Annotated in this window: 24 protein-coding genes; 8 read left to right on the forward strand and 16 right to left on the reverse strand. The window is 73.6% G+C overall.

Annotation, left to right across the window (positions count from 1 at the left end):
• Nucleotides 1-340: transketolase C-terminal domain-containing protein (locus MFF56_RS26495; RefSeq protein ID WP_283207446.1), on the forward strand; the 340-nt coding region annotated here is incomplete at its 5' end.
• Between the two features lie 93 nt (nt 341-433).
• On the opposite strand, the gene MFF56_RS26500 is transcribed toward MFF56_RS26495, so the two are convergent.
• From MFF56_RS26500 to MFF56_RS26520, 5 genes are all read right to left on the reverse strand, one after another.
• Nucleotides 434-1,429: an NAD(P)H-dependent glycerol-3-phosphate dehydrogenase gene (locus tag MFF56_RS26500; RefSeq protein ID WP_238231758.1), complete on the reverse strand. Its 996-nt coding sequence runs from the start codon at nt 1,427-1,429 to the stop codon at nt 434-436.
• Nucleotides 1,426-2,367: a GNAT family N-acetyltransferase gene (locus MFF56_RS26505; protein ID WP_238231779.1), complete on the reverse strand. Its 942-nt coding sequence runs from the start codon at nt 2,365-2,367 to the stop codon at nt 1,426-1,428. The genes MFF56_RS26500 and MFF56_RS26505 overlap by 4 nt, the downstream gene beginning before the upstream one ends.
• Nucleotides 2,368-2,435: 68 nt before the next feature.
• Nucleotides 2,436-3,488 carry a tRNA (adenosine(37)-N6)-threonylcarbamoyltransferase complex transferase subunit TsaD gene (gene tsaD, locus MFF56_RS26510; RefSeq protein WP_066922093.1) on the reverse strand — a complete coding sequence of 351 codons (1,053 nt, stop codon included), beginning with the start codon at nt 3,486-3,488 and terminating at the stop codon, nt 2,436-2,438.
• 92 nt (nt 3,489-3,580) lie between these two features.
• Nucleotides 3,581-3,790 carry a TOBE domain-containing protein gene (locus tag MFF56_RS26515; protein WP_066922095.1) on the reverse strand — a complete coding sequence of 70 codons (210 nt, stop codon included), beginning with the start codon at nt 3,788-3,790 and terminating at the stop codon, nt 3,581-3,583.
• 66 nt (nt 3,791-3,856) lie between these two features.
• The gene (locus MFF56_RS26520) at nt 3,857-4,180 is read right to left on the reverse strand and encodes a DUF2293 domain-containing protein (protein ID WP_238231760.1); all 324 of its coding nucleotides are present in this window, start codon (nt 4,178-4,180) and stop codon (nt 3,857-3,859) included.
• Between the two features lie 147 nt (nt 4,181-4,327).
• Here MFF56_RS26520 and MFF56_RS26525 point away from each other — a divergent pair, with 147 nt between their 5' ends.
• Nucleotides 4,328-4,615, forward strand: coding sequence for a hypothetical protein (locus tag MFF56_RS26525; RefSeq protein WP_066922097.1), 288 nt, complete (start codon nt 4,328-4,330; stop codon nt 4,613-4,615).
• A 20-nt stretch (nt 4,616-4,635) separates the two neighbouring features.
• On the opposite strand, the gene MFF56_RS26530 is transcribed toward MFF56_RS26525, so the two are convergent.
• The 5 genes from MFF56_RS26530 to MFF56_RS26550 all read right to left on the reverse strand — a co-directional run bounded on the left by MFF56_RS26530 (nt 4,636) and on the right by MFF56_RS26550 (nt 8,572).
• A complete protein-coding gene (locus tag MFF56_RS26530) occupies nt 4,636-4,965 on the reverse strand; it encodes an integration host factor subunit alpha (protein WP_066922099.1) in 330 nt (109 codons plus the stop codon).
• A gap of 129 nt (nt 4,966-5,094) precedes the next feature.
• Complete coding sequence (locus tag MFF56_RS26535) at nt 5,095-6,069, reverse strand: beta-ketoacyl-ACP synthase III (RefSeq protein WP_066922101.1); 975 nt, start codon at nt 6,067-6,069, stop codon at nt 5,095-5,097.
• 160 nt (nt 6,070-6,229) lie between these two features.
• The gene (gene plsX, locus MFF56_RS26540; protein WP_066922103.1) at nt 6,230-7,267 is read right to left on the reverse strand and encodes a phosphate acyltransferase PlsX; all 1,038 of its coding nucleotides are present in this window, start codon (nt 7,265-7,267) and stop codon (nt 6,230-6,232) included.
• A gap of 229 nt (nt 7,268-7,496) precedes the next feature.
• Nucleotides 7,497-8,006 carry a YceD family protein gene (locus MFF56_RS26545; protein ID WP_066922105.1) on the reverse strand — a complete coding sequence of 170 codons (510 nt, stop codon included), beginning with the start codon at nt 8,004-8,006 and terminating at the stop codon, nt 7,497-7,499.
• Entirely contained in the window at nt 8,003-8,572 is a 570-nt protein-coding gene (locus MFF56_RS26550; RefSeq protein ID WP_066922107.1) for a ubiquinol-cytochrome C chaperone family protein, read from the reverse strand. Before MFF56_RS26550 ends, MFF56_RS26545 begins: the two co-directional genes overlap by 4 nt.
• A gap of 169 nt (nt 8,573-8,741) precedes the next feature.
• Here MFF56_RS26550 and MFF56_RS26555 point away from each other — a divergent pair, with 169 nt between their 5' ends.
• Nucleotides 8,742-9,239, forward strand: coding sequence for an outer membrane protein assembly factor BamE (locus MFF56_RS26555; protein WP_066922109.1), 498 nt, complete (start codon nt 8,742-8,744; stop codon nt 9,237-9,239).
• 107 nt (nt 9,240-9,346) lie between these two features.
• Here the strand turns inward: MFF56_RS26555 and thiL are convergent, their stop codons facing one another.
• The 3 genes from thiL to ribH all read right to left on the reverse strand — a co-directional run bounded on the left by thiL (nt 9,347) and on the right by ribH (nt 11,302).
• Complete coding sequence (thiL, locus tag MFF56_RS26560) at nt 9,347-10,342, reverse strand: thiamine-phosphate kinase (RefSeq protein WP_066922110.1); 996 nt, start codon at nt 10,340-10,342, stop codon at nt 9,347-9,349.
• Nucleotides 10,339-10,749 carry a transcription antitermination factor NusB gene (gene nusB, locus MFF56_RS26565; protein ID WP_066922118.1) on the reverse strand — a complete coding sequence of 137 codons (411 nt, stop codon included), beginning with the start codon at nt 10,747-10,749 and terminating at the stop codon, nt 10,339-10,341. Before nusB ends, thiL begins: the two co-directional genes overlap by 4 nt.
• A 64-nt stretch (nt 10,750-10,813) precedes the next feature.
• A complete protein-coding gene (ribH, locus tag MFF56_RS26570) occupies nt 10,814-11,302 on the reverse strand; it encodes a 6,7-dimethyl-8-ribityllumazine synthase (RefSeq protein ID WP_066922112.1) in 489 nt (162 codons plus the stop codon).
• Between the two features lie 293 nt (nt 11,303-11,595).
• Between ribH and MFF56_RS26575 the strand changes: the two genes are divergently transcribed.
• The 3 genes from MFF56_RS26575 (at nt 11,596) to MFF56_RS26585 (ending at nt 14,996) form a co-directional block, all read left to right on the forward strand.
• A complete protein-coding gene (locus MFF56_RS26575; RefSeq protein WP_066922114.1) occupies nt 11,596-13,005 on the forward strand; it encodes an ATP-binding protein in 1,410 nt (469 codons plus the stop codon).
• Nucleotides 13,006-13,572: 567 nt separating this feature from the next.
• The gene (locus tag MFF56_RS26580; protein ID WP_066921266.1) at nt 13,573-13,764 is read left to right on the forward strand and encodes a hypothetical protein; all 192 of its coding nucleotides are present in this window, start codon (nt 13,573-13,575) and stop codon (nt 13,762-13,764) included.
• A gap of 50 nt (nt 13,765-13,814) precedes the next feature.
• Nucleotides 13,815-14,996, forward strand: a complete 1,182-nt coding sequence (locus MFF56_RS26585; RefSeq protein ID WP_066921268.1) for a pyridoxal phosphate-dependent aminotransferase — start codon at nt 13,815-13,817, stop codon at nt 14,994-14,996.
• Nucleotides 14,997-15,010: 14 nt separating this feature from the next.
• On the opposite strand, the gene MFF56_RS26590 is transcribed toward MFF56_RS26585, so the two are convergent.
• The 3 genes from MFF56_RS26590 to MFF56_RS26600 all read right to left on the reverse strand — a co-directional run bounded on the left by MFF56_RS26590 (nt 15,011) and on the right by MFF56_RS26600 (nt 17,161).
• Complete coding sequence (locus MFF56_RS26590) at nt 15,011-15,523, reverse strand: DUF533 domain-containing protein (RefSeq protein ID WP_066921270.1); 513 nt, start codon at nt 15,521-15,523, stop codon at nt 15,011-15,013.
• A gap of 86 nt (nt 15,524-15,609) precedes the next feature.
• Nucleotides 15,610-15,960 (reverse strand): glutamine amidotransferase, encoded by a 351-nt coding sequence (locus MFF56_RS26595; protein ID WP_066921272.1) that lies wholly within the window; start codon nt 15,958-15,960, stop codon nt 15,610-15,612.
• A gap of 166 nt (nt 15,961-16,126) precedes the next feature.
• Complete coding sequence (locus tag MFF56_RS26600; RefSeq protein ID WP_066921274.1) at nt 16,127-17,161, reverse strand: alpha/beta hydrolase; 1,035 nt, start codon at nt 17,159-17,161, stop codon at nt 16,127-16,129.
• Between the two features lie 204 nt (nt 17,162-17,365).
• Here MFF56_RS26600 and meaB point away from each other — a divergent pair, with 204 nt between their 5' ends.
• Entirely contained in the window at nt 17,366-18,355 is a 990-nt protein-coding gene (gene meaB, locus MFF56_RS26605; RefSeq protein WP_066921276.1) for a methylmalonyl Co-A mutase-associated GTPase MeaB, read from the forward strand.
• The gene (locus tag MFF56_RS26610; RefSeq protein WP_066921278.1) at nt 18,352-18,981 is read left to right on the forward strand and encodes a pyroglutamyl-peptidase I family protein; all 630 of its coding nucleotides are present in this window, start codon (nt 18,352-18,354) and stop codon (nt 18,979-18,981) included. Before meaB ends, MFF56_RS26610 begins: the two co-directional genes overlap by 4 nt.
• The last annotated feature ends 100 nt before the right edge of the window (nt 18,982-19,081 follow it).

The following is a 19,081-nucleotide window of genomic DNA, read 5'->3' on the forward strand; positions in this document are numbered from 1 at the left end:
GGTTGCGGATGCGCGCTTCGCCAAGCCGCTGGACGAGGGCATGATCCTGGATCTGGCGGCGAGCCACGAGGTTCTGATCACGCTGGAGGAGGGCTCGCGCGGGGGCTTCGGCGCGATGGTTCTGCACCTGCTGTCGGAGCGGGGCGTGCTCGACGCGATGCGGGTCCGGGTGCGCACGATGACGCTGCCGGACGCCTATCAGGACCACGACACTCCCGACCGGATGTACGCGGAAGCCGGGCTCGACGCCGCCGCCATCGTCGCCAAGGTCAACGAGGTCCTGCCCGAGCGCAAGGCGCGGACCTCCAACGTGGTCAGCGTCGCCCGCCGCCAGCGCTGAGCCGCGGCGGGAACGCCTCCCTCTCCCCGCCGGCGGTGAGGGGGAGCTTCCCCACCGAGCCCCGCGCGGCGCAGCCGCGCCGCGGGGCAGGTCCTACTCCGCCTCGCCCCTGAGCGGGCGCGCCATCAGGCGCGCCACCACCGCATCGACCCGCTCCGCGCCCGAGACGATGTCGGCGACCGCCTCGGCGACCGGCATCTCGATACCCTGGGCCCGGGCGAGCGCCACCAGGGCGGCCGCCGTGAAGGCGCCCTCGGCGAGCTTGCCCCCCGCGGCCGCCTCGGGCGTGGCGCCCGCGCCCAGCCGCTCGCCGAACGCGAAGTTGCGCGACTGGGACGAGGAGGCCGTGAGCACCAGATCGCCGAGACCCGACAGGCCCATCAGCGTCTCGGGCCGCCCGCCGAAATGGCGGGCGAAGCGCATCAGCTCCGCGAAGGCCCGGGCGATCAGCGCGGCGCGGGCGCTCTCGCCGAGGCCGCGGCCGGCCACGATCCCGCAGGCGATGGCCAGCACGTTCTTGCCGGCCCCGCCGATCTCGACCCCGCGCACGTCGTCGGTGTGGTAGAGGCGCAGCGTCGGACCGGAGAGGCGGCGGGCGAGATCGGCAGCCAGCGCCGCCTCGGCGGCGGCGAGGGTCACGGCGGTCGGCAGGTTGCGGGCGACGTCCGCCGCGAAGCTCGGGCCGGAGAGCACCGCGACCGGCGTGCCGGCGGGCAGCATCTCGGCCGCGACCGCGCTCATGAAGGCGTCCGTGCCGCGCTCGATGCCCTTCGCGCAGAGCACGACCGGCGCGCCCGGTCGCAGATCGGGACCGAGCCGCACGAGCACCGCGCGCGCGGTCTGGGCCGGGGTGACGAGGAGCACCGTGCCGGCCTCGCGCAGGGCGGTCGCGTCCGCGGTCGCCCGGATGCCGGGATGGAGCGGCACGCCCGGCAGGTAGCGGGCGTTCTCGCGGGTCTCCTCGATCCGCGCGGCGGCCTCCGGGTCGCGCAGCCACAGCGTCACGGAATGGCGGCCCGCGACCGCGTTGGCGAGCGCCGTTCCCCAGGCCCCGCCGCCGACCACCGCGATCGATCCGTTCCCGCTCATGCGCTCTCTCCGGGCAAGTCCCGCTCGGGCAAGTCCTGCTCGGGCAAGTCCTGCTTGGGCAAGTCCTGCTTGGGCAAGTCCCGCGCCCCCAGGCGGTACAGGATATGGCGGCTCAGCGGATGGTTCGCCGCGATGGCCGGGTGGGCGAAGGACCCGTCCGGGCGCATGCCCAGACGCTCCATCACCCGGCGCGAGGGGACATTGCCCTCCGCCGTGTAGGCCACGACCGCGGCCACGCCGCAGCGCCCGAACAGGTCCGCGAGGGCGGCGCGGGCCGCGCGCGTCGCGATGCCCCGGCCCCAGGCGCCGCGGGCGAGACGCCAGCCGATCTCGACGCCCTCGCCGGGCCGCTCGCCGCCCGGGAACGGCATCGGCCGCATCATCCGCAGGGCGCCGACGAAGCCGACGAAGCGGCCCGCCTCCTCGACCGCCCAGGGGCCGAACCCGTCCGCCGCGAAGCGCCGGTCGAAGGCGCGCGCCTCGTTCAGGCTCTCGGCACGGCCGCGCACGCTCGGAAAATGCGCCATCACGGCCGGGTCGGCGTTGAGGGCTGCGAAGGGCGCGTCGTCGCCCCGCCGCCAGCGTCGCAGCAGGAGGCCGCCCGGCACGACGAGTTCGTCGGGTGCGGGCGCCGCCCGTCCCCTGCCGCGCCAGAGCAGCGAGCGGCGGTTCAGCAGGTCGAGCTCCGCGTGGCCCGCGAGCACCGCCTCGCCGAGCTCGATCGCCAGGGCGAGCCGCTCCGGCGGCAGGTTGGCCCAGGCGGGCACGCCCACGCTCTCGCGCCAGGGGCCGCCGCAGGCATTGTCGAGCAGGATGCGGGCGAAGCCGTGATCGCGGTGCACCGGCCAGTCCGGGCGGGCCCGGGCGGCCTCGGGCAGGCGCCGGTCGATGAGGTCGCGCCAGCGCGCCTGCGGATCCGCCGCGGCCGGGACCGGGATGGCGGAGAGGGGCGCCGCGGCGCGGATCGCCGAAAAATTGCCGCGCGGCAGGACGAGGCGGGGCGCCCTCACCCGGCGACCGCGGCGGCCGGCTTCTCGGCGAAGGGCCAGCGCGCCCGGGCCGGCACGGTGAGGTCGTCGGTCAGCCCCAGGCGCAGGCGCTCCAGGCCAGCCCAGGCGATCATCGCGCCGTTGTCGCCGCAGAGCTGGAGCGGGGGCGCCACGAACGCGAGGCCCGCCTCGCCGGCGAGCGCGGCCAGCGCGCGCCGGATGGCGCCGTTGGCCGAGACGCCGCCGGCCGCCACCAGGGCGGTGGGATGGCCGGCCACGCCCGAGAAGGCGCGCAGCGCCATGCGTGCCCGGTCCACCACCACGTCGGTGATCGCCGCCTGGAAGCTGGCGCAGAGGTCGGCGACGTCGCGCTCGGCCAGCGGCGCGATCCGCTCGGCCTCGACCCGCAGCGCCGTCTTCAGGCCGGAGAGCGAGAAATCCGCCTCGCGCCGCCCGAGCATCGGGCGCGGCAGGGCGAAGCGCTCCGGGTCTCCGGACTCGGCCATGCGCTCGACCTCCGGACCGCCCGGATAGCCGAGCCCCAGGAGCTTGGCGACCTTGTCGAAGGCCTCGCCGATCGCGTCGTCGACGGTGCCGCCGAGACGGACATACTGCCCGACGCCCTTCACGGCGACGAGCTGGGTGTGGCCGCCCGAGGCCAGCAGGAGCAGGTAGGGGAAGGCGAGCCCGTCCGTGAGGCGGGCGGTCAGGGCGTGCGCCTCCAGATGGTTCACCGCGAGCAACGGCTTGCGGGTGACGAGGGCCAGGGTCTTGGCCGTGACGAGGCCGATCAGCACGCCGCCGATCAGGCCCGGCCCGGCCGCCACCGCGATGCCGTCGAGGTCGCGCAGCCCGAGGCCCGCCCGTTCGAGGGCGCGGTCGATCAGGCGGTCGAGCACCTCGACATGCGCGCGCGCGGCGATCTCGGGCACGACGCCGCCATAGGCGGCGTGCTCGGCGATCTGACTCAGCACCTCGTTGGCGAGGATGGAGGCGCCGCCCTCCTCATCGTGCGCGACGATGGCGGCGGCGGTCTCGTCGCAGGTGGTCTCGATGCCGAGGATCTTCATCGATGGATCGTCCGGGGGCGCCTTCGGGCGTCCCTTCTAGCCGCGCGGCGCGGCCCGTCGCAACGCGCCGCGCCGGCTATTCCCGCGTCCGCTCAGTCCACCGCCACCATGACGTCGGAGGCCTTCACCACCGCGTAGGCGTCCGAGCCGACGCCAAGCTTCAGCGCATCGACCGAATCGTTGGTGATCGCCGCGGTGACGACCTGGCCGGGCGCGACCTCGATCTTGACGTGGGCCGTGGTGGCGCCCTTCTCGACCGAGACGACCTTGCCCTTGAGCACGTTGCGCGCACTGATCTTCATGGCATCCAGTTCCCTCTCTCACCGAAGCGGCAGGCGTCTGTAGCAGGCTCGCCCGTGGGGGACGCCTCACAAATCGGCGGGATCCTCGCCCGCCTCCGGCGCATCCTCGGGGATCGGCGCGGCACCCCACCCGGCCAGGGCGGCGTTCAGGTCGTCGAGGACGAAGTGCCGGGCGCTGTCGCGGTCGTAGCCGTCGGCCAGGAGGTCGTCGTACTCGGTGAAGACGTGGCGCGCGTAGGCGAGCAGGGCGAGCCGGGCCGCGGTCTCGGGGGCGGCGTTGCGCAGGCCGGGACTCAGGAGCGCCCGGTCGATCGTGGCCTCGCTCTCGAATTCGGGCAGGCGGGGGGCGAGGCGCCGCAAGGCGTCGGCGACACGCGCGCGCCGGTCCATCGCGGGTCCGGGCCGGGCAGGTCTCACGGGCATCCCCATTTTGCCGCCTTTCCCCGCACCGCAACGCTGTCATAATCCCGACCGGCGCGCGTTCGATCCTGCGCGTCCAGGAACACGGCCCCGCGCGGGCACCGGGAGACCTCGTCCATGCGCCGTATCACGTGCCCTCCCCTGCCGCGCGCGGCCCTCGCGCTGGCCCTGGCCATCGGTGCCGCGCCGGCCCTGGCGCAGCCCGGCGATCCGGCCGCCCCCCGCGCGGCCCGCAGCCTGACGGCGACGGGTCAGACGAAGCCGCCCGGCGGAGGGGCCGGGGCGCCCATGAAGCCGATCAACGAGGCCGCGATGGTCAAGGCGCAGAAGGCCGCGGAGGCTCGCGACAAGGCCTGGGACTCCCGGATGCGCTCGACGCTGGGCTCGATCTGCCGGGGCTGCTGAGGCGCGTCCCGCGCCCGCCCTCAATCGTCGTCGGTGTCGTCGGCACCGTTGGCGACGTGCGAGCCGTTGATGCGGGCCTTCAGCACGTTCGAGGGCTTGAACACCATCACCTGCCGCGGCTCGATCTCGACCTCGACCCCGGTCTTCGGGTTGCGGCCGACCCGGCGCCCCTTGCTGCGCACCACGAAGGAGCCGAACGAGGAGAGCTTCACCGTCTCGCCCTCGGCGAGGCAGGTGCAGATCTCGGTCAGCACGGTCTCGACGAGCGCCGCGGACTCGGCCCGCGACAGACCGACCTGCTGGTAGACGGCCTCGCTCAGATCGGCGCGTGTGACCGTCTTGCCCGTCATGCCTCACCCCCCTGGAGATTGTCCGGAACACGGCCGTTTACGGCGTATCCCTATGATCCGGCACGCTAATCGGCGCCCCGGCCGGGGTCAACCGCGTGTCCGCGCTTCGCTCGCCGAAATCGGGGCGGCCTACCAGCGGATCAGGGCGGCGCCCCAGCTGAAGCCGCCGCCGATCGCCTCGATCATCACGAGGTCGCCCTCCCGGATGCGCCCGTCCCGGCGGGCGACGTCGAGGGCCAGCGGGATCGAGGCGGCCGAAGTGTTGCCGTGCCGATCGACGGTGAGGACGATCTTCTCGCGGGCGATCCCGATCTTGTCGGCCGAGGCCTCGATGATGCGGCGGTTGGCCTGGTGGGGCACGAACCAGTCGAGGTCGGAGGCGCTCGCCCCGGCCCGCTCCAGCGCCTCGACGATCACGTCGGTGACCGAGCCCACCGCGAAGCGGAAGACCTCGCGGCCCTCCATGCGCAGGTGGCCGGTCGTGCCGGTCGAGCCCGGGCCGCCGTCCACGTAGAGCTTCTCGCGGTGCCGCCCGTCCGAGCGCAGGCTCGCGGAGAGCACGCCGCGGCCCTGCGCCGTCTCGGCGTCGCGGGCTTCCAGCACGACCGCGCCCGCGCCGTCGCCGAACAGCACGCAGGTGGTGCGGTCCTCCCAGTCGACGATGCGCGAGAAGGTCTCGGCGCCGATCACCAGGGCGCGCCGCGCCCCGCCGGTGGCCAGGAACTTGTCGGCGGTGGTGACCGCGAAGACGAAGCCGGCGCAGACCGCCTGCAGGTCGAAGGCCGCGCCCTGCCGGATGCCGAGCGCCGCCTGGATCTGGGTCGCGGTGGACGGAAAGGTGTGATCGGGCGTCGAGGTCGCACAGATCACGAGGTCGATGTCGTCCGGCCCCAGCCCGGCATCGTCGAGGGCCGCCAAGCCTGCGCGGGTGCCGAGGACCGAGGTGGTCTCCTCCGGGCCCGCGAGATAGCGCTGCCGGATGCCGGTGCGCTGGACGATCCATTCGTCGGACGTGTCGACCCGCTCTGTGAGCTCGGCATTGGTCACCGCCCGGGCGGGCAGGCTCGATCCGGTGCCGACCACGACGGAACGCAGGCTTGTCATCGTGTTCCTTCCCGGAGCGCCCGGACCGTCCGGCCCGTCGCGCCCCTTCCCTCATCCTTCGGAACACGTCCGAGGCCGTACCCGGTTCCGGGCGGGACAACGGCCTCTCAGGTTCCGGGCCCGCCGCGTCGGCGGACGGTGTCGTAAGCTCGGCGGGGTCCTAGACCCGCGCCATCGTGGTCGGCGTCTCGTCCAGCATGTCGCGGATCGTGCGCATCAGGTCGTGGCGGGCCATGTCGTGGGCAAGGTCCACCGCCGAGGCGAAGCCCGCCGCGTTCTCCGAGCCGTGGCTCTTGATGACGATGCCCTCGAGACCCAGGAAGACGCCGCCGTTGGCTCGGCTCGGGTTCATCTTGTCCTTCAGCGCCCGGAAGGCCTGGCGGGCGAAGAGCGCACCGATCTTGGCCGAGAGCGTGCGGGTCATGGCCGAGCGCAGGTAGGTCGAGATCTGCTTGGCGGTGCCCTCGGCGGTCTTGAGCGCGATGTTGCCGGTGAAGCCCTCGGTCACCACCACGTCCACGGTGCCGCGGCCGAGATCGGTGCCCTCGACGAACCCGTGATACGAGAAGTTGGCGGCATCGTGCTCGCGCAGGAGGCGGGCGGCCTCCTTCACGGCCTCGTTGCCCTTCATCTCCTCGGTGCCGACGTTGAGGAGCCCCACGGTCGGGCGCTCCAGGTCGAACACGATGCGGGCCATGGCCGAGCCCATCACGGCCATCTCGACGAGGTGCTCGGCATCCGTCCCGATCGTGGCGCCGACATCGAGCACCACGCTCTCGCCGCGGACGGTCGGCCAGAGGCAGGCGATGGCGGGGCGCTCGATGCCCGCCATGGTCTTTAGGCAGATCTTCGACATCGCCATGAGCGCGCCGGTGTTGCCGGCCGAGACGGCGGCGTCCGCCTCGCCGTCGCGCACGGCCTGGATGGCGCGCCACATCGAGGACTTGCCCCGGCCCTGGCGGACGGCCTGGCTCGGCTTGTCGTCCATCGCGACGGCGACCGTGGTGTGGCGCAGCTCCACCGCGCCCTTGAGGCGCGGCTCGGCCTCGATCAGCGGGCCGACCACGGCCTCGTCGCCGAACATGATGAAGGTCGTCCCGGGATGCCGCTCGCGGGCGATGGCTGCGCCCGGGACGACCGTCGACGGCCCGTGATCGCCGCCCATGGCGTCGAGCGAGATGCGCACGCGTTCTGACATGGTCTCTGGCGATCGCGGCCTTTGCAGCGGCGTCGGACGGGGCGTTGGACGCCGGGCCGTTCGCGCGGACGGGAGCAGGTGTGGAGCGGGCGACGCGCGACCGCTCCGGCGGCGGGTCCCTCCCGCCATCGGCCGACGCGGCGAGCCTTGCCCGGCGCGGCGGAAAATAGCGATCCAGCCCCGGCGGGCAAACGATTTCTGCGGGCCGCGGGTTGCAGCCCCCGCGGCCTCACCCCTTCTCGTCGCGCAAGCGCTGCAGGGCCGCGAAGGGGTTCGGGTCCTCGCCGGCCTGGACCGGCTCGAAGCTGACGCCGGGTTTCCGCGGGTACGGATCGAGGCCGAGGGCCAGGAACTCGGCGGTGAGCGCCCCGAAATCGACGCGCCCGCCGACGATCGGGTCGGGCACGTCCGCCTCCTCGGCGTCGGTGCCGGCGAGCTGGTCGGTGTCGGTGAACTCCACCTCGACGGGCTCGCTGACCCGCGATTCGAACGGCTCCAGCGTCACGCTGCAGACCTGCGTGACCGCGGCCTCGACCGTGCCGGTCACCCGCAGGCGGTTCAGCGAGCCCGCGATGTCGAAGCGGCCGACGAGGTCGCGGATCGCCGGGATCTTGAAGTCCCGGGCCAGCGCCTCGGCCTCCGCCGGGCTCGCCTCGACGGTGACGCTGCCGCGCCCCTGCGGCAGCCGATCGACGTTGACCACCCGCGAGAGCGGGCCGGGCTTGTCCGTGGGCTTCATGCGCTGACTCCTGAATCGATGAACCCGGCCGGCTCGGGGAAGCGCGGCCCGGCCTCCAGCAGCCCGTCGAGGTCGCTGCCCTCCAGCGCCGCGGCCGCCGCCCGCACGTAGGCGGCGAGCCCGGCCGCCTCCGCGGGCGCGTGCTCCGCGCCGTCCTGGCCGAGCACGTTGCGGGCGAGCGCCGCCTGCAGGGCCGCCACGTCGCCCGCGTCGAGGGCCGCGTCGTAGCCCTCGGCCCGGCCGTAGAAGGCCGCGCCGAGCTTCTTCATGCGCTTGGGCACGCCGAAATCGCCGACGCCGAGTTCGCGCAGCGCCGCGTCGAGCTGGAGGAAGACCGCGTTGACGAGATCCTGCGCCACGTCCGCGGCGGGCTCGGGCAGCGCCCGCATCCGGCGCAGCACGAGGATGACGTGGAGGCACAAGGCCTCGAACCGCCCCTCGACGCTGTCGGGCACGCCGAGCCCCGTGTAGAGGGCCGGCGCGCGGGATGCCTCGTTGATGCGCAGGTGCAGCGTCTCGATCAGGCGCCGCCGCGCATCCTCGCGGCGGAAGAATCGGGCGATCATCTCAGGTCCTCGCCGGTGCCGGCCGGCTTCTCCCCGGCCGTGTGGCCGAGCTTGCCTTGTCAAAGCCATAACCCCGCGGTACGGCAACCCACCGTCAAGGTGCAAGCGTGGCGGGTGCCGTTTCCGGGCGCGCCCACGCCTTCCAACACAGCGACTGCAAGGGGGGCCGATGCGGCGCCGTCTCGTCTCGTCACTGGCGCGTGTCGCCCTCCTCGGCGGCCTCGGCGTCGCCCTCTCGGGCTGCATCGGCGAGGAAATCCGCCACGGCTACCAGCTCGACCAGGCCGCGCTCGCGGCGGTCAAGCCCGGCATGAGCGCCGAGCAGGTGCTGCAGACCCTCGGCACGCCCTCGACGGTGTCCACGGTCGGCAACAAGTCCTGGTACTACATCTCGCAGAACACCAGCCGCACGGTGATGTTCCTCGGCGAGCGGGTGGACGATCAGAAGGTGACGGCGGTGTACTTCACCCCCGCCTTCAAGGTCGAGCGCGTGGCTCTCTACGGCCTGCAGGACGGCAAGGTGTTCGACTTCATCGAGCGCACCACGCCGACGAGCGGCCAGGACCGGGCCTTCCTCAGCCAGCTCTTCCGCGGCCTGACGCGCTACGAGCCCTTCGGCAGCGGCTCCGGCACCAGCATCGTCCCGGGCGCCAACCGCGGCATGTGAGCCGGCGGGGGAGGCTTGCGCCTCCCCGTCCCCGTGTCCCGCAAGTCCTCGGCCCGCCGCGCGGGGGGACGGATCCTGCGCGTTCCGGCCGCTCGACCGGCCCGCTCTCAGAAGTGGCTGAACGCGCCGCGGGCGAAGCGGCGCACGCCGCCGTCCGGCTCACGGAACAGCGGAGCCCCCTCCCCCGCCGCGACCGTTCCGATCGCCGCGACCGGCACGCCCGCCTCGGCGGCGGCGGCCCGGAAGGCGTCGAGGTCCCGCGGCGCCACCGTGCAGAGGATCTCGTAATCGTCCCCGCCGGAGAGCGCCGCGTCGATGAGGTCCGGGGCGAGGCGGATCGCGGCGGCGGCGGCCGGCGAGAGCGGCACGGCGGCGATCTCGACCGTGGCGCCCCGCCCCGGCAGCATCTTGGCGAGGTCGCCCACGAGCCCGTCCGAGACGTCCATGGCGGCGGTGGCGCAGCGCCGGATCGCGGGTGCCAGGGCGAGGCGCGGACGCGGGTGCAGGTAGCGGTCGGCGAGATGCGCGCGGTCCTCGGGCGTGAGCGCGCGGGCCCACGCCGCCTCCGGTTCGAGCCGCAGCCGGAGTCCGAGCGCCGCGTCGCCGATCGTGCCGCTCACGCAGATCACGTCGCCGGGCCGGGCCGTGCCGCGCCGGACGATGCCGCCCGCCGGCACCTCGCCGAAGGCGGTGACGCTGACGAGCGTCGGCCCCGCCGCCCGCACGGTGTCGCCGCCGAGCAGCGGGCAGCCGTGCCGCGCCGCGGCCGCGCCGAGCCCGCCCGCGAAGGCGGCGAGCCAGTCCTCCGTCCAGTCCGGGCTGAGCGCCAGGGTCAGCAGGAAGCCGCGCGGCGCGGCGCCCTTGGCGGCGAGGTCCGAGAGATTGACCGCGAGCGCCTTCGCGGCGACCGAGGCCGGCGGGTCGTCGGGGAAGTAGTGCACGCCCGCCACCACGGCATCGACCGTGAGGACGAGGTCGTGGCCGGGCGTGGGCGCGAGGCTCGCGGCGTCGTCCCGCAACCCGTCCGCGCCGGGGCCGGCGAGCGGCGCGAAGTGGCGCGCGATCAGCCCCTCCTCGGAGAGGCGCGGGGCCTTCCCGCTCACCCGCGCTTCTGCTGGGCCAGCTCGTCGGCCCGGGTCTGGCGGGCGATCCGGTCGAGCACCGCGTTGACGAGGCCCGGCTCGTCGCCGGTGTAGAAGCTGTGGGCCACGTCCACGTACTGCGAGATCGCGGCACGCGCCGGCACGTCGCGGCGGAACATCAGCTCGTAGGCGCCCGCCCGCAGGATCGCCCGCAGCACGGCCTCGATCCGGCGCAGCGGCCAGCCCTGCGTCAGCGCCTGGTCGATCTGCGGGTCGATGGCGCGCTGCTCCTCGACCGCGCCGCGCAGGAGGTCGCGGAAGAAGGCGGTCTCGGCCGGCGGATGGGCGACGCCGTCGATCTCGCGGCCGATCCAGTGGGCCTCGAACTCGGCCAGCGCGTCGAGGACGCCCTTGCCGGAGATGTCCATGTCGTAGAGGGCCTGCACCACGGCGAGCCGCGCGCCGGCGCGCCCTTCGATCTTCGTCACGGCCTCACACTCCCTCGGCTGCGCGTTTCAGGGCGAGGACGGCGAGCGCGGCCTCGGCCGCGCCACCGCCCTTGTTCATCTCGGAGACGCGGGCGCGGGCCCAGGCCTGCGCCTCGTTCTCGACGGTGAGGATGCCGTTGCCGAGCGGCAGCGCGCGCGCGACCGCGAGATCCATCAGCCCGCGCGAACTCTCGCCCGCCACGATGTCGTAGTGCCCGGTCTCGCCGCGGATGACGCAGCCGAGCGCCACCACGGCGTCGTAGGGCGTGCCGCGCCGCTCGGCGGCGTCGAGCAGGATCGCGGCGGTCGCGGGGATCTCCAGCGCCCCCGGCACCGTGACGACCGTGGCCTCGGCCCCGGCGGCCGCGATCGCGCCCTCGGCGCCCGCGAGCAGCTGGTCGGCGAGGGCGTCGTAGAAGCGCGCCTCGATCACGAGGACCCGCGCGCCCGGAATCTTGATGGGGGCAGAGGCCCCCCGGCTGTGTGCAACCATGTCGCTAGGACCCGAAGCGGTGAGATGGGGCGTGAGCGCCGCGCCGTCACCGGCGGCCCGCGCCGACCGGTGTTCGGGGCCGCGAGCGTTAGACCGAAGCGGGCGCGCCGACAAGCGCGGCCGGGGCGGACCGGCCGCCCGCCACCCCTCCGGGCTCGAACCCGCCGGACCTCAGCGCTCGAGCCGGAAGCCGGGGAGCGCCCCTCGGCGCGGCGACAGTTGGTGACGCCGACCCGCGGTGCCATAAGGGCCCATCCCCGACGCGTGCGATGATCCGGCGGCGAGTCCGCGCCATGGAACCGACCCTCACGGCAAACGAGACGGATCGCGGTGCCCCGACCGCGCCGCGCAGCGGATTGCTGGGCCGGCCGCGCCGCCTCTGGAAGCGGGTGTCCCGCGCGATCGGCGACGTCCTGCCGAAGGGCCTCTACGCGCGCTCGCTGATCATCATCATCGCGCCCGTGGTGCTGCTGCAATCGGTGATCGCCTACACCTTCATGGAGCGCCACTGGCAGCTCGTGACGAAGCGGCTGTCCTCGGCGGTCACCTCCGACGTCGCGGCGCTGATCGACATCTACGAGAGCTACCCGCAGGACCGGGACGCCGAGACGCTGGCCCGGATCGCGGGCGAGCGCCTGAGCCTCGACCTCGACATCCTCAAGGGGGCAAAGCTCCCGCCGGCCGGGCCGCGGCCCTTCTTCTCGATCCTCGACGAGGCGCTCTCCGACGAGATCAAGCGGCAGATCGGGCGGCCCTTCTGGATCGACACGGTGGGGCGCTCGAACCTCATCGAGATCCGCGTGGCGATCCCCGAGGGGGTGATGCGGATCACGGCCCGGCGCAGCCAGGCCTACGCCTCGAACTCGCACATCTTCCTGGTCTGGATGACCGGCTCCTCCATGGTTCTGCTCGGGGTCGCGATCCTGTTCCTGCGCAACCAGATCAAGCCGATCCTCCGGCTCGCCGCGGTGGCGGAGGGCTTCGGCAAGGGCCGCGAGATCGAGTTCCGGCCCCGCGGGGCGCGCGAGGTCCGGCAGGCCGGCCACGCCTTCATCGAGATGAGGCGGCGCATCGAGCGGGCGATGGAGCAGCGCACCACGATGCTGAACGGGGTCAGCCACGACCTGCGCACCATCATCACCCGCTTCCGGCTCTCGCTGGCGCTGATCGAGCAGACGCCCGAGATCGAGGACCTGCAGCGGGACGTGGACGAGATGAGCCGGATGCTGGAGGGCTACCTCGCCTTCGCGCGCGGCGACTCGGCCGAGGCCGCAGCACCCACCGACATGCGGGCGATGCTCGAGGACCTGCGCACCGACGTGGAGCGCCTCGGCGCCCACGTGGACGCGGTGGACCTCGACGGCCCCCCGACCGTGACGGTGCGCCCGGACGCCTTCCGGCGCTGCCTGTTCAACCTCGCGGCCAACGCCGCGCGCTACGGCGAGAGCGTGGCAATCTCGGGCCGGCGCGAGGGGCGCAGCGTCCTCGTCTCGATCGACGACGACGGGCCGGGCATCCCGCCCGAGAGCCGCGAGGAGGTGTTCAAGCCCTTCGTGCGGCTCGACGACGCGCGCCAGGACGCGGGCGGCTCGGGCCTCGGCCTCGCCATCGCGCGCGACATCGCCCGGGCGCATGGCGGCGACGTCACGCTCCACGACAGCCCGCTCGGCGGCCTGCGGGCGACCGTGCGGGTTCCGGCCTGATTGGAGCGGCGCTCTCGCCCGCGGGGCGATCGAACCGAGGGAGGTCCGGCGAGACCGCCTCGGACACTCTTCGAGAGACCCCGGATGAGGCGCGGGTCCCCTCTCCCATAGGGAGAGGTCTGCTTTCGCAGAAAGCCGGGTGAGGGGTATGAGGTTTCTGGGTAGGGCGTGGCGCTGAACGCGCGTCGATGGCGTGCTCGGGTCTGAGAGGTCATACCCCTCACCCCAACCCTCTCCCTATGGGAGAGGGGGTAGGGCGCGGTTCCAGTGGCGGTCCGGGAGACGGCCCCGGCTAAATGCAATCGCCCTGACCATAGGAAGAGGGGGCGCGGCGCGGTTATCGCCCGACTGAAACTCCGTCTCCGGCCCGACGACAGAGGTTCGTACAAGCTTGATCTGGAGCCTTCCCTGCGACAGCCCCGCTCTCGCCCGAACGCGGTACGGCGGCAGAACCATTGTGCAGACGCCCTCCCCATGCGGCCAAGCCGGTGCTATGCACGGGCGCTCTTCAGGCGTAAGGGCCGTCCCGACGCCCGTTCCCGTTCCCCGCTCGATGCGAGTGCCGACATGAACCCGCTGGTCCCGCTCTTCGTCCTCGTCAGCCTGCCGATCGCGGCGATCAGCCTCGTGCTCTACACCGATACCGGCATCGAGCCGGCCCTGGTCTGGGCGACGGTGAAGACCTTCGTGATCCTCGGCCTCGTCGCGGGCGCGCTCTCCTTCGGCGCCAGCCGCCTCGCCGAGCGCAGCAAGGCCTGAGGACGCGGCGCGGGACCCGCGCCGCCGCCGTACGACACCGAGAGGGCCTGATGCTCCAGATCGTTCCGGCCTTCGGCCGTATCGGGGAGGAGAACGCCTTCTCGGTTCTGGCCCGCGCGGGCGCGCTCGCCGCGCAGGGGCGCGACATCGTCAACCTCGGCATCGGCCAGCCCGACATGCCGACGCCGCCCCACATCGTGGAGGCGGGCATCCGGGCGTTGCGCGACGGCCACCACGGCTACACGCCGGCGGTCGGCATCCCGGGCCTGCGCGAGGCGGTCGCCCGCGACATCCTGCGCCGCCACCGGGTCGAGGTCTCGCCCGATTCCGTGCTGGTCGTGCCGGGCGGCAAGGTCACCATGTTCATGGCGATCCTGATGTTCGGCGAGCCCGGCGCCGAGATCCTGTACCCGGACCCGGGCTTCCCGATCTATCGCTCGATGATCGAGTTCACGGGCGCCACGCCGGTGCCGGTGCCGATCCGCGAGGGCAACGGCTTCGCCTTCTCGGCCGCGGAGACGCTGGCGCTGATCACACCGCGCACGCGGCTCCTCATCCTGAACTCGCCGGCCAACCCCACGGGCGGCGTGACGCCCAAGGCCGAGATCGACGCGCTGGTGGCGGGCCTCGCCGCGCATCCGGACGTGGCCGTGCTCTCGGACGAGATCTACGGCACGATGACCTATGACGGAGAGGCGCACACCTCGCTGCTGGCCTATCCGGAGATCCGCGACCGGCTGATCTACCTCGACGGAGCCTCCAAGACCTACGCGATGACGGGCTGGCGCCTCGGCTGGTCGGTCTGGCCGCAGCCGCTCTACGACGCGGCGCGCAAGCTCGCGGTGAATTCCCATTCCTGCGTGAACGCGGCGACGCAGTACGCCGGCATCGCGGCGCTCGACGGGCCGCAGGATTGCGTCGCCGAGATGATGGCCGCGTTCGACCGGCGGCGGGCGATCGTGGTCTCGGGGCTGAACGCCCTGCCGGGGGTGAGTTGCCGCACGCCGAAGGGGGCGTTCTACGCCTTCCCGAACGTGTCCGGCACGGGCTGGCGGGCCAAGGCACTGGCCTCGGCCCTCTTGGAGGAAGCCGGCGTCGCGACGATCGGCGGCCCGGATTTCGGCGTGCACGGCGAGGGCTACATCCGCCTGTCCTACGCGAATTCGATGGACAACATCCGCCGGGCGCTGGCGCGGATGCGCGGCTTCCTGGAGGAGCGGAAGCCGGGCTGAGCCCACGCCGAGATTCAGGCGGCCAGTTCCCGCTCGATGCGCTCGGCCGCCTCCCGCGGCACGTCGAGCGCCTCGCCCAGCATCTTGAGGAACTGCCGCTCCTGCACCGTGTCGAGATCGATCGCGAGGCGGGCGGCGGCGTAGATCCGGGCCGCGGCCTCGGGGGCGTCCACGGCGTCGGCGATCTCGTCGATCTCGGCGGGGTTCTCCAACTCGCGCTCCAGCCAGGCGCGGCCGTCCCGGTCGATGCCGGCTTCCGCCACCGCCCCGTCCAGGCGCCGGCGCTCGCCCGCGTCGATCACCCCGTCGGCGAGGGTTGCGGCCACCATGGCGCGCAGCATCAGCCGCGCCTCGTCCTCGTCGACATCGCGAAAGTCCGGCGTCGCCGTGCCCGAGGCGGCGGAGCCCCGCAGGGCGTGCCAGGCGATGCTGCCGACGAGGGCGAGGCCGCCGAGCGCGGCGCCGGCGGCGAGGCCGCCGCGGCGGGCGCGCACCAGCGCATCGACGATCCGTTTGCTGTCGGCCATTCCCGAGAACTCCGTTGGAAACACGGAGCGGAAACGGCCGGAGGGCCGCCCGGGTTCACGCCCGGGCGGCAGGCGCTCCGGGCGCCTCAGGCGTCGAGCTTCTGCCCGTCCTCGTCGTCCTCGTCCTCCTCGTCGATATCGACCAGGAAGACGATGTCGGCCTCGTCCTCGTCCTCCTCGGAATCGGCGTGGGCCTCGACCGGCTCGAAATCGCCCGAGCCGTCGTCGTCGGCCAGCGCGTCCTCGAACATCTCGACCTCGTCCTCGGTCGCCGGGCGGACCTTCAGCTCCGAGGTGCCGTTCCAGAGCGGCTTGCCGGCGCTGGTCAGTTCGCGGATGTCGGACTTGAAGCCGTCGCAGGTGAAGAGGTCGCGCGCGGTCTCCTCGTCGCCGTTGATCACAGCCACGGCGGTGCCGTCGATCTCGAGGGTGAACATGGCCGGCATCCTTCTGTCAGGTGCGTCGCGGGGGCGCTTCGCGATTCTGGCCGCCTCCGCCGCGCCGCCTCAGTAGGCGGGCGCGCCCCGCGCGCCAAGCCCAGTTTCGGCGCCCGCCCCGCGCCTGTCCCGCTCGGTGCGACCTCGCGGCGATCGGACGCCGCCGTCAGACCCCGCCGCCCGCCCGCGAGACGGCGCGCTTGACCACGCCCTGGACCTCCTTGTTCGACAGGAACAGGTCGTGGTTGATCAGGCCGCCGCCGTAATCGGAGGCGTCGGCCACCCGCACGCCGAGTTCCTCGAGCCGGGCGCGGTCGGCCGCGCCCGCCCGCACGACGCCGCCCGCGATGGTGCTCGACAGTTCCAGCGCCCGGTCGTTCGTGGAGGAGATCACCGTGATCTTGCTCACGTCGGGCCCGAGCCGCTTCACGCCGTTGGCGAAGAGGTCGAAGTCGATGTCGGGCGCGGCCAGCACCACGGCGCCGATGCGCGCCATCGCGGCCTCGCCGGCCTCGGCGCGCAGCATGCGCAGGGTCTCGAGCGTCAGCAGGGTGCCCATCGAGTGGGCGACGATGTTGATGCGGCCCCCGCTCGGCGAGGAGGCCAGCGTCTTGAGGAGGTCCTCGAAGGCGTCGCGGGAGTAGAGCGCGCTCTCGCGGTCGTAGCCGTAGTCGAAGGTCGCGGCCGCCGACGGCCAGGTGAACAGGCCCGAGACGCCGCGGAAGCGGATGCCGTCCGAGAGCCGCGCGGCGCTGATGGTCGCCGACTCGAAGGACTCGCGGTAGCCGTGCACGTAGATCAGCACGTCGCGCCCGAGCGCGGCCTGCGCGAAGGCGTCGGCGGCGCCCGCGCCGGTCTCGATCTTCGGCACCTCGCCGATGGTCCAGTCCCCCGTGACGACGGAGGAGACCTTGCCGATCAGCGAGCGGTCGGGGGGCGAGAGGCGCACTTCAGCGAAGCTCAGCCCCTTGCCGCGCTCCGAGCCGAAATAGGGCGCGCGCGGGCCGTTCGCGACGGGCTTGCGCGTGGTAGCGACGAGCAGCACCGGCATCACGTCGAGGGCCGATTGCTTCTCGGGAATCGCGGTGCCGGTGGTGAGCCCGTCCGTGATGCAGCCGCCGAGGGCGGGGCTTAGCGCGGCGACGCCCGCGAATCCGCCGAGGCGGACGAGGGCGCGTCGGGTGAGGGGCTGGCGCAGCATGATCCGGGGTCGCATCCGTGGCGCTGGAGGCTCCGAGCCCCCGTCGACCCTCTAGCCTCTGGCCGAGGATCGTGACCATGGCGGGGCACAAGCGTGACCGTGCCCGGTGTGGATTGCGGGCAGCGGGCGGCCTGTGGTGCGGGGGGCACAGGCGGAGCGACGACCACTCTCGACGAACGCCGCGGCTGCGGTCATGAAGTGAGCATGGCCGCTCCCGCCCTCGACCTCGACGCCCTCCGAGACCGGCTGCTCGCCGGCGAACGCGCGGCGCTCGCGCGCGCGATCACGCTGGCGGAATCGAAGCGGGCCGACCACCGGGCGGCGGCGCGCGACCTGATCGACGCCGTGCTGCCCCATACCGGCCGGGCGATCCGGGTCGGCATCACGGGGGTGCCGGGGGTGGGCAAGTCCACCACGATCGACGCGCTCGGCTCCAACCTGACGGCCGCCGGCCACAAGGTGGCGGTGCTCGCCGTCGATCCCTCCTCCACGCGAACCGGCGGCTCGATCCTCGGCGACAAGACCCGGATGGCGCGCCTCGCGCTCGACCCCAACGCCTTCATCCGGCCCTCGCCCTCCTCGGGCACGCTCGGCGGCGTCGCGGCCAAGACGCGCGAGACCATGCTGCTCTGCGAGGCGGCGGGCTTCGACGTGATCCTGGTCGAGACGGTCGGCGTCGGCCAGTCGGAGACGGCGGTGGCCGACCTCACCGACTTCTTCCTCGTGCTGATGCTGCCGGGCGCAGGCGACGAGCTGCAGGGCATCAAGAAGGGCATCCTCGAACTCGCCGACATGATCGCGGTCAACAAGGCGGACGAGGGCGAGGCCGAGCGGCGGGCGAACGCCGCGGCCTCGGAGTACCGGGCGGCGCTCCACATCCTGACGCCGGCCTCCGCCACCTGGACGCCGCCGGTGGTGACGATCTCCGGCTTCCACAACCTGCGCCTCGACGCGCTCTGGGAGAAGATCGTCGATCACCGCCAGCGCCTCACCGCGACCGGCGAGATCGCGGGCAAGCGTCGCGAGCAGGACGTGAAGTGGATGTGGGCCCTGGTGCACGAGCGCCTGCACCAGCGCCTCGTGGGCACCGCGGAGGTGCGGGAGCGGACGGCCGAGGCCGAGGCGGCGGTCTCCCGCGGCGAGCACTCCCCGGCGGCCGGCGCGGCACGGATCGCCGAGCTGATCGGGCTGTGAGCCCGATCCTCGTCACCGGGTTCGGGCCCTTCCCGGGCATGCCCGCCAACCCCAGCGCCGCGCTGGCGCGGGCGGTCGGACAGCGCCTGCGCCGGGCGCCCGGCGGCGCGGCCCGGGTTCTGGTGCTGCGCACCGCCTACGCGGCGATCGCCGACGCGCTGCTCCCGGCCCTGGCGGAGAGACCCGCCGCCGTGCTGATGCTCGGCGTGGCGACGCGCGCGCGGCGGATCCGCGTCGAGATCCGCGCCCGCAACCGGGCGAGCCGTCTCTACCCCGACGCCTCGGGCCGGCCCGCCGCCCGGCTCGTCCTCGACCCGGGGGCGCCGGCCGCGCGCGGCGGCGCGGCAGCGGCCCAGGCGCTCGCGATCCTGCGCCGCCAGGGGCTCGACGCCCGCCCCTCGAACGATGCCGGGCGCTACCTCTGCAACGCGAGCTACTTCGCGGCGCTCGCCACCGGCCTGCCCGTTCTGTTCGTGCACATTCCCCCGGTCCCGCGCACCCGCCGGCCGCGGCGCCCGGGCGACGGCGGGGTCTCGGGCGGCTGTCAGGCAGCTGCGCTCGCGGAGGTCGCGCGCCGGCTCGCCCGCCTGCCCGGACGCCCCGCGCCCGCGGCGGGGCCGGCGTGAAAAGTCGCGCTCGGACGGGGCGAATCCGCGTCTCGCACGTTCAGTGCTCGACGGACGGCGCCCAGGTCTCCCGGACCCGAGGTCTTCCTTGACCCGAGCG

The organism is Methylobacterium hispanicum (assembly GCF_022179285.1).
Lineage (GTDB): Bacteria > Pseudomonadota > Alphaproteobacteria > Rhizobiales > Beijerinckiaceae > Methylobacterium > Methylobacterium hispanicum.

Bases quoted from the DNA above. Each gene is read 5' to 3' on its own strand.
- MFF56_RS26600 (WP_066921274.1), bottom strand. From the start codon at position 17,161: ATGCTGCGCCAGCCCCTCACCCGACGCGCCCTCGTCCGCCTCGGCGGA.
- nusB (WP_066922118.1), bottom strand. From the start codon at position 10,749: ATGGACATCTCCGGCAAGGGCGTCCTCGACGCGCTGGCCGAGTTCGAG.
- tsaD (WP_066922093.1), bottom strand. From the start codon at position 3,488: ATGAAGATCCTCGGCATCGAGACCACCTGCGACGAGACCGCCGCCGCC.
- MFF56_RS26520 (WP_238231760.1), bottom strand. From the start codon at position 4,180: ATGGACCGGCGCGCGCGTGTCGCCGACGCCTTGCGGCGCCTCGCCCCC.
- MFF56_RS26555 (WP_066922109.1), top strand. From the start codon at position 8,742: ATGCGGCGCCGTCTCGTCTCGTCACTGGCGCGTGTCGCCCTCCTCGGC.
- MFF56_RS26500 (WP_238231758.1), bottom strand. From the start codon at position 1,429: ATGAGCGGGAACGGATCGATCGCGGTGGTCGGCGGCGGGGCCTGGGGA.
- MFF56_RS26585 (WP_066921268.1), top strand. From the start codon at position 13,815: ATGCTCCAGATCGTTCCGGCCTTCGGCCGTATCGGGGAGGAGAACGCC.
- meaB (WP_066921276.1), top strand. From the start codon at position 17,366: ATGGCCGCTCCCGCCCTCGACCTCGACGCCCTCCGAGACCGGCTGCTC.
- MFF56_RS26580 (WP_066921266.1), top strand. From the start codon at position 13,573: ATGAACCCGCTGGTCCCGCTCTTCGTCCTCGTCAGCCTGCCGATCGCG.
- MFF56_RS26530 (WP_066922099.1), bottom strand. From the start codon at position 4,965: ATGACGGGCAAGACGGTCACACGCGCCGATCTGAGCGAGGCCGTCTAC.
- MFF56_RS26515 (WP_066922095.1), bottom strand. From the start codon at position 3,790: ATGAAGATCAGTGCGCGCAACGTGCTCAAGGGCAAGGTCGTCTCGGTC.
- MFF56_RS26590 (WP_066921270.1), bottom strand. From the start codon at position 15,523: ATGGCCGACAGCAAACGGATCGTCGATGCGCTGGTGCGCGCCCGCCGC.
- plsX (WP_066922103.1), bottom strand. From the start codon at position 7,267: ATGTCAGAACGCGTGCGCATCTCGCTCGACGCCATGGGCGGCGATCAC.
- MFF56_RS26595 (WP_066921272.1), bottom strand. From the start codon at position 15,960: ATGTTCACCCTCGAGATCGACGGCACCGCCGTGGCTGTGATCAACGGC.
- MFF56_RS26525 (WP_066922097.1), top strand. From the start codon at position 4,328: ATGCGCCGTATCACGTGCCCTCCCCTGCCGCGCGCGGCCCTCGCGCTG.
- MFF56_RS26550 (WP_066922107.1), bottom strand. From the start codon at position 8,572: ATGATCGCCCGATTCTTCCGCCGCGAGGATGCGCGGCGGCGCCTGATC.
- MFF56_RS26575 (WP_066922114.1), top strand. From the start codon at position 11,596: ATGGAACCGACCCTCACGGCAAACGAGACGGATCGCGGTGCCCCGACC.
- MFF56_RS26545 (WP_066922105.1), bottom strand. From the start codon at position 8,006: ATGAAGCCCACGGACAAGCCCGGCCCGCTCTCGCGGGTGGTCAACGTC.
- ribH (WP_066922112.1), bottom strand. From the start codon at position 11,302: ATGGTTGCACACAGCCGGGGGGCCTCTGCCCCCATCAAGATTCCGGGC.
- MFF56_RS26535 (WP_066922101.1), bottom strand. From the start codon at position 6,069: ATGACAAGCCTGCGTTCCGTCGTGGTCGGCACCGGATCGAGCCTGCCC.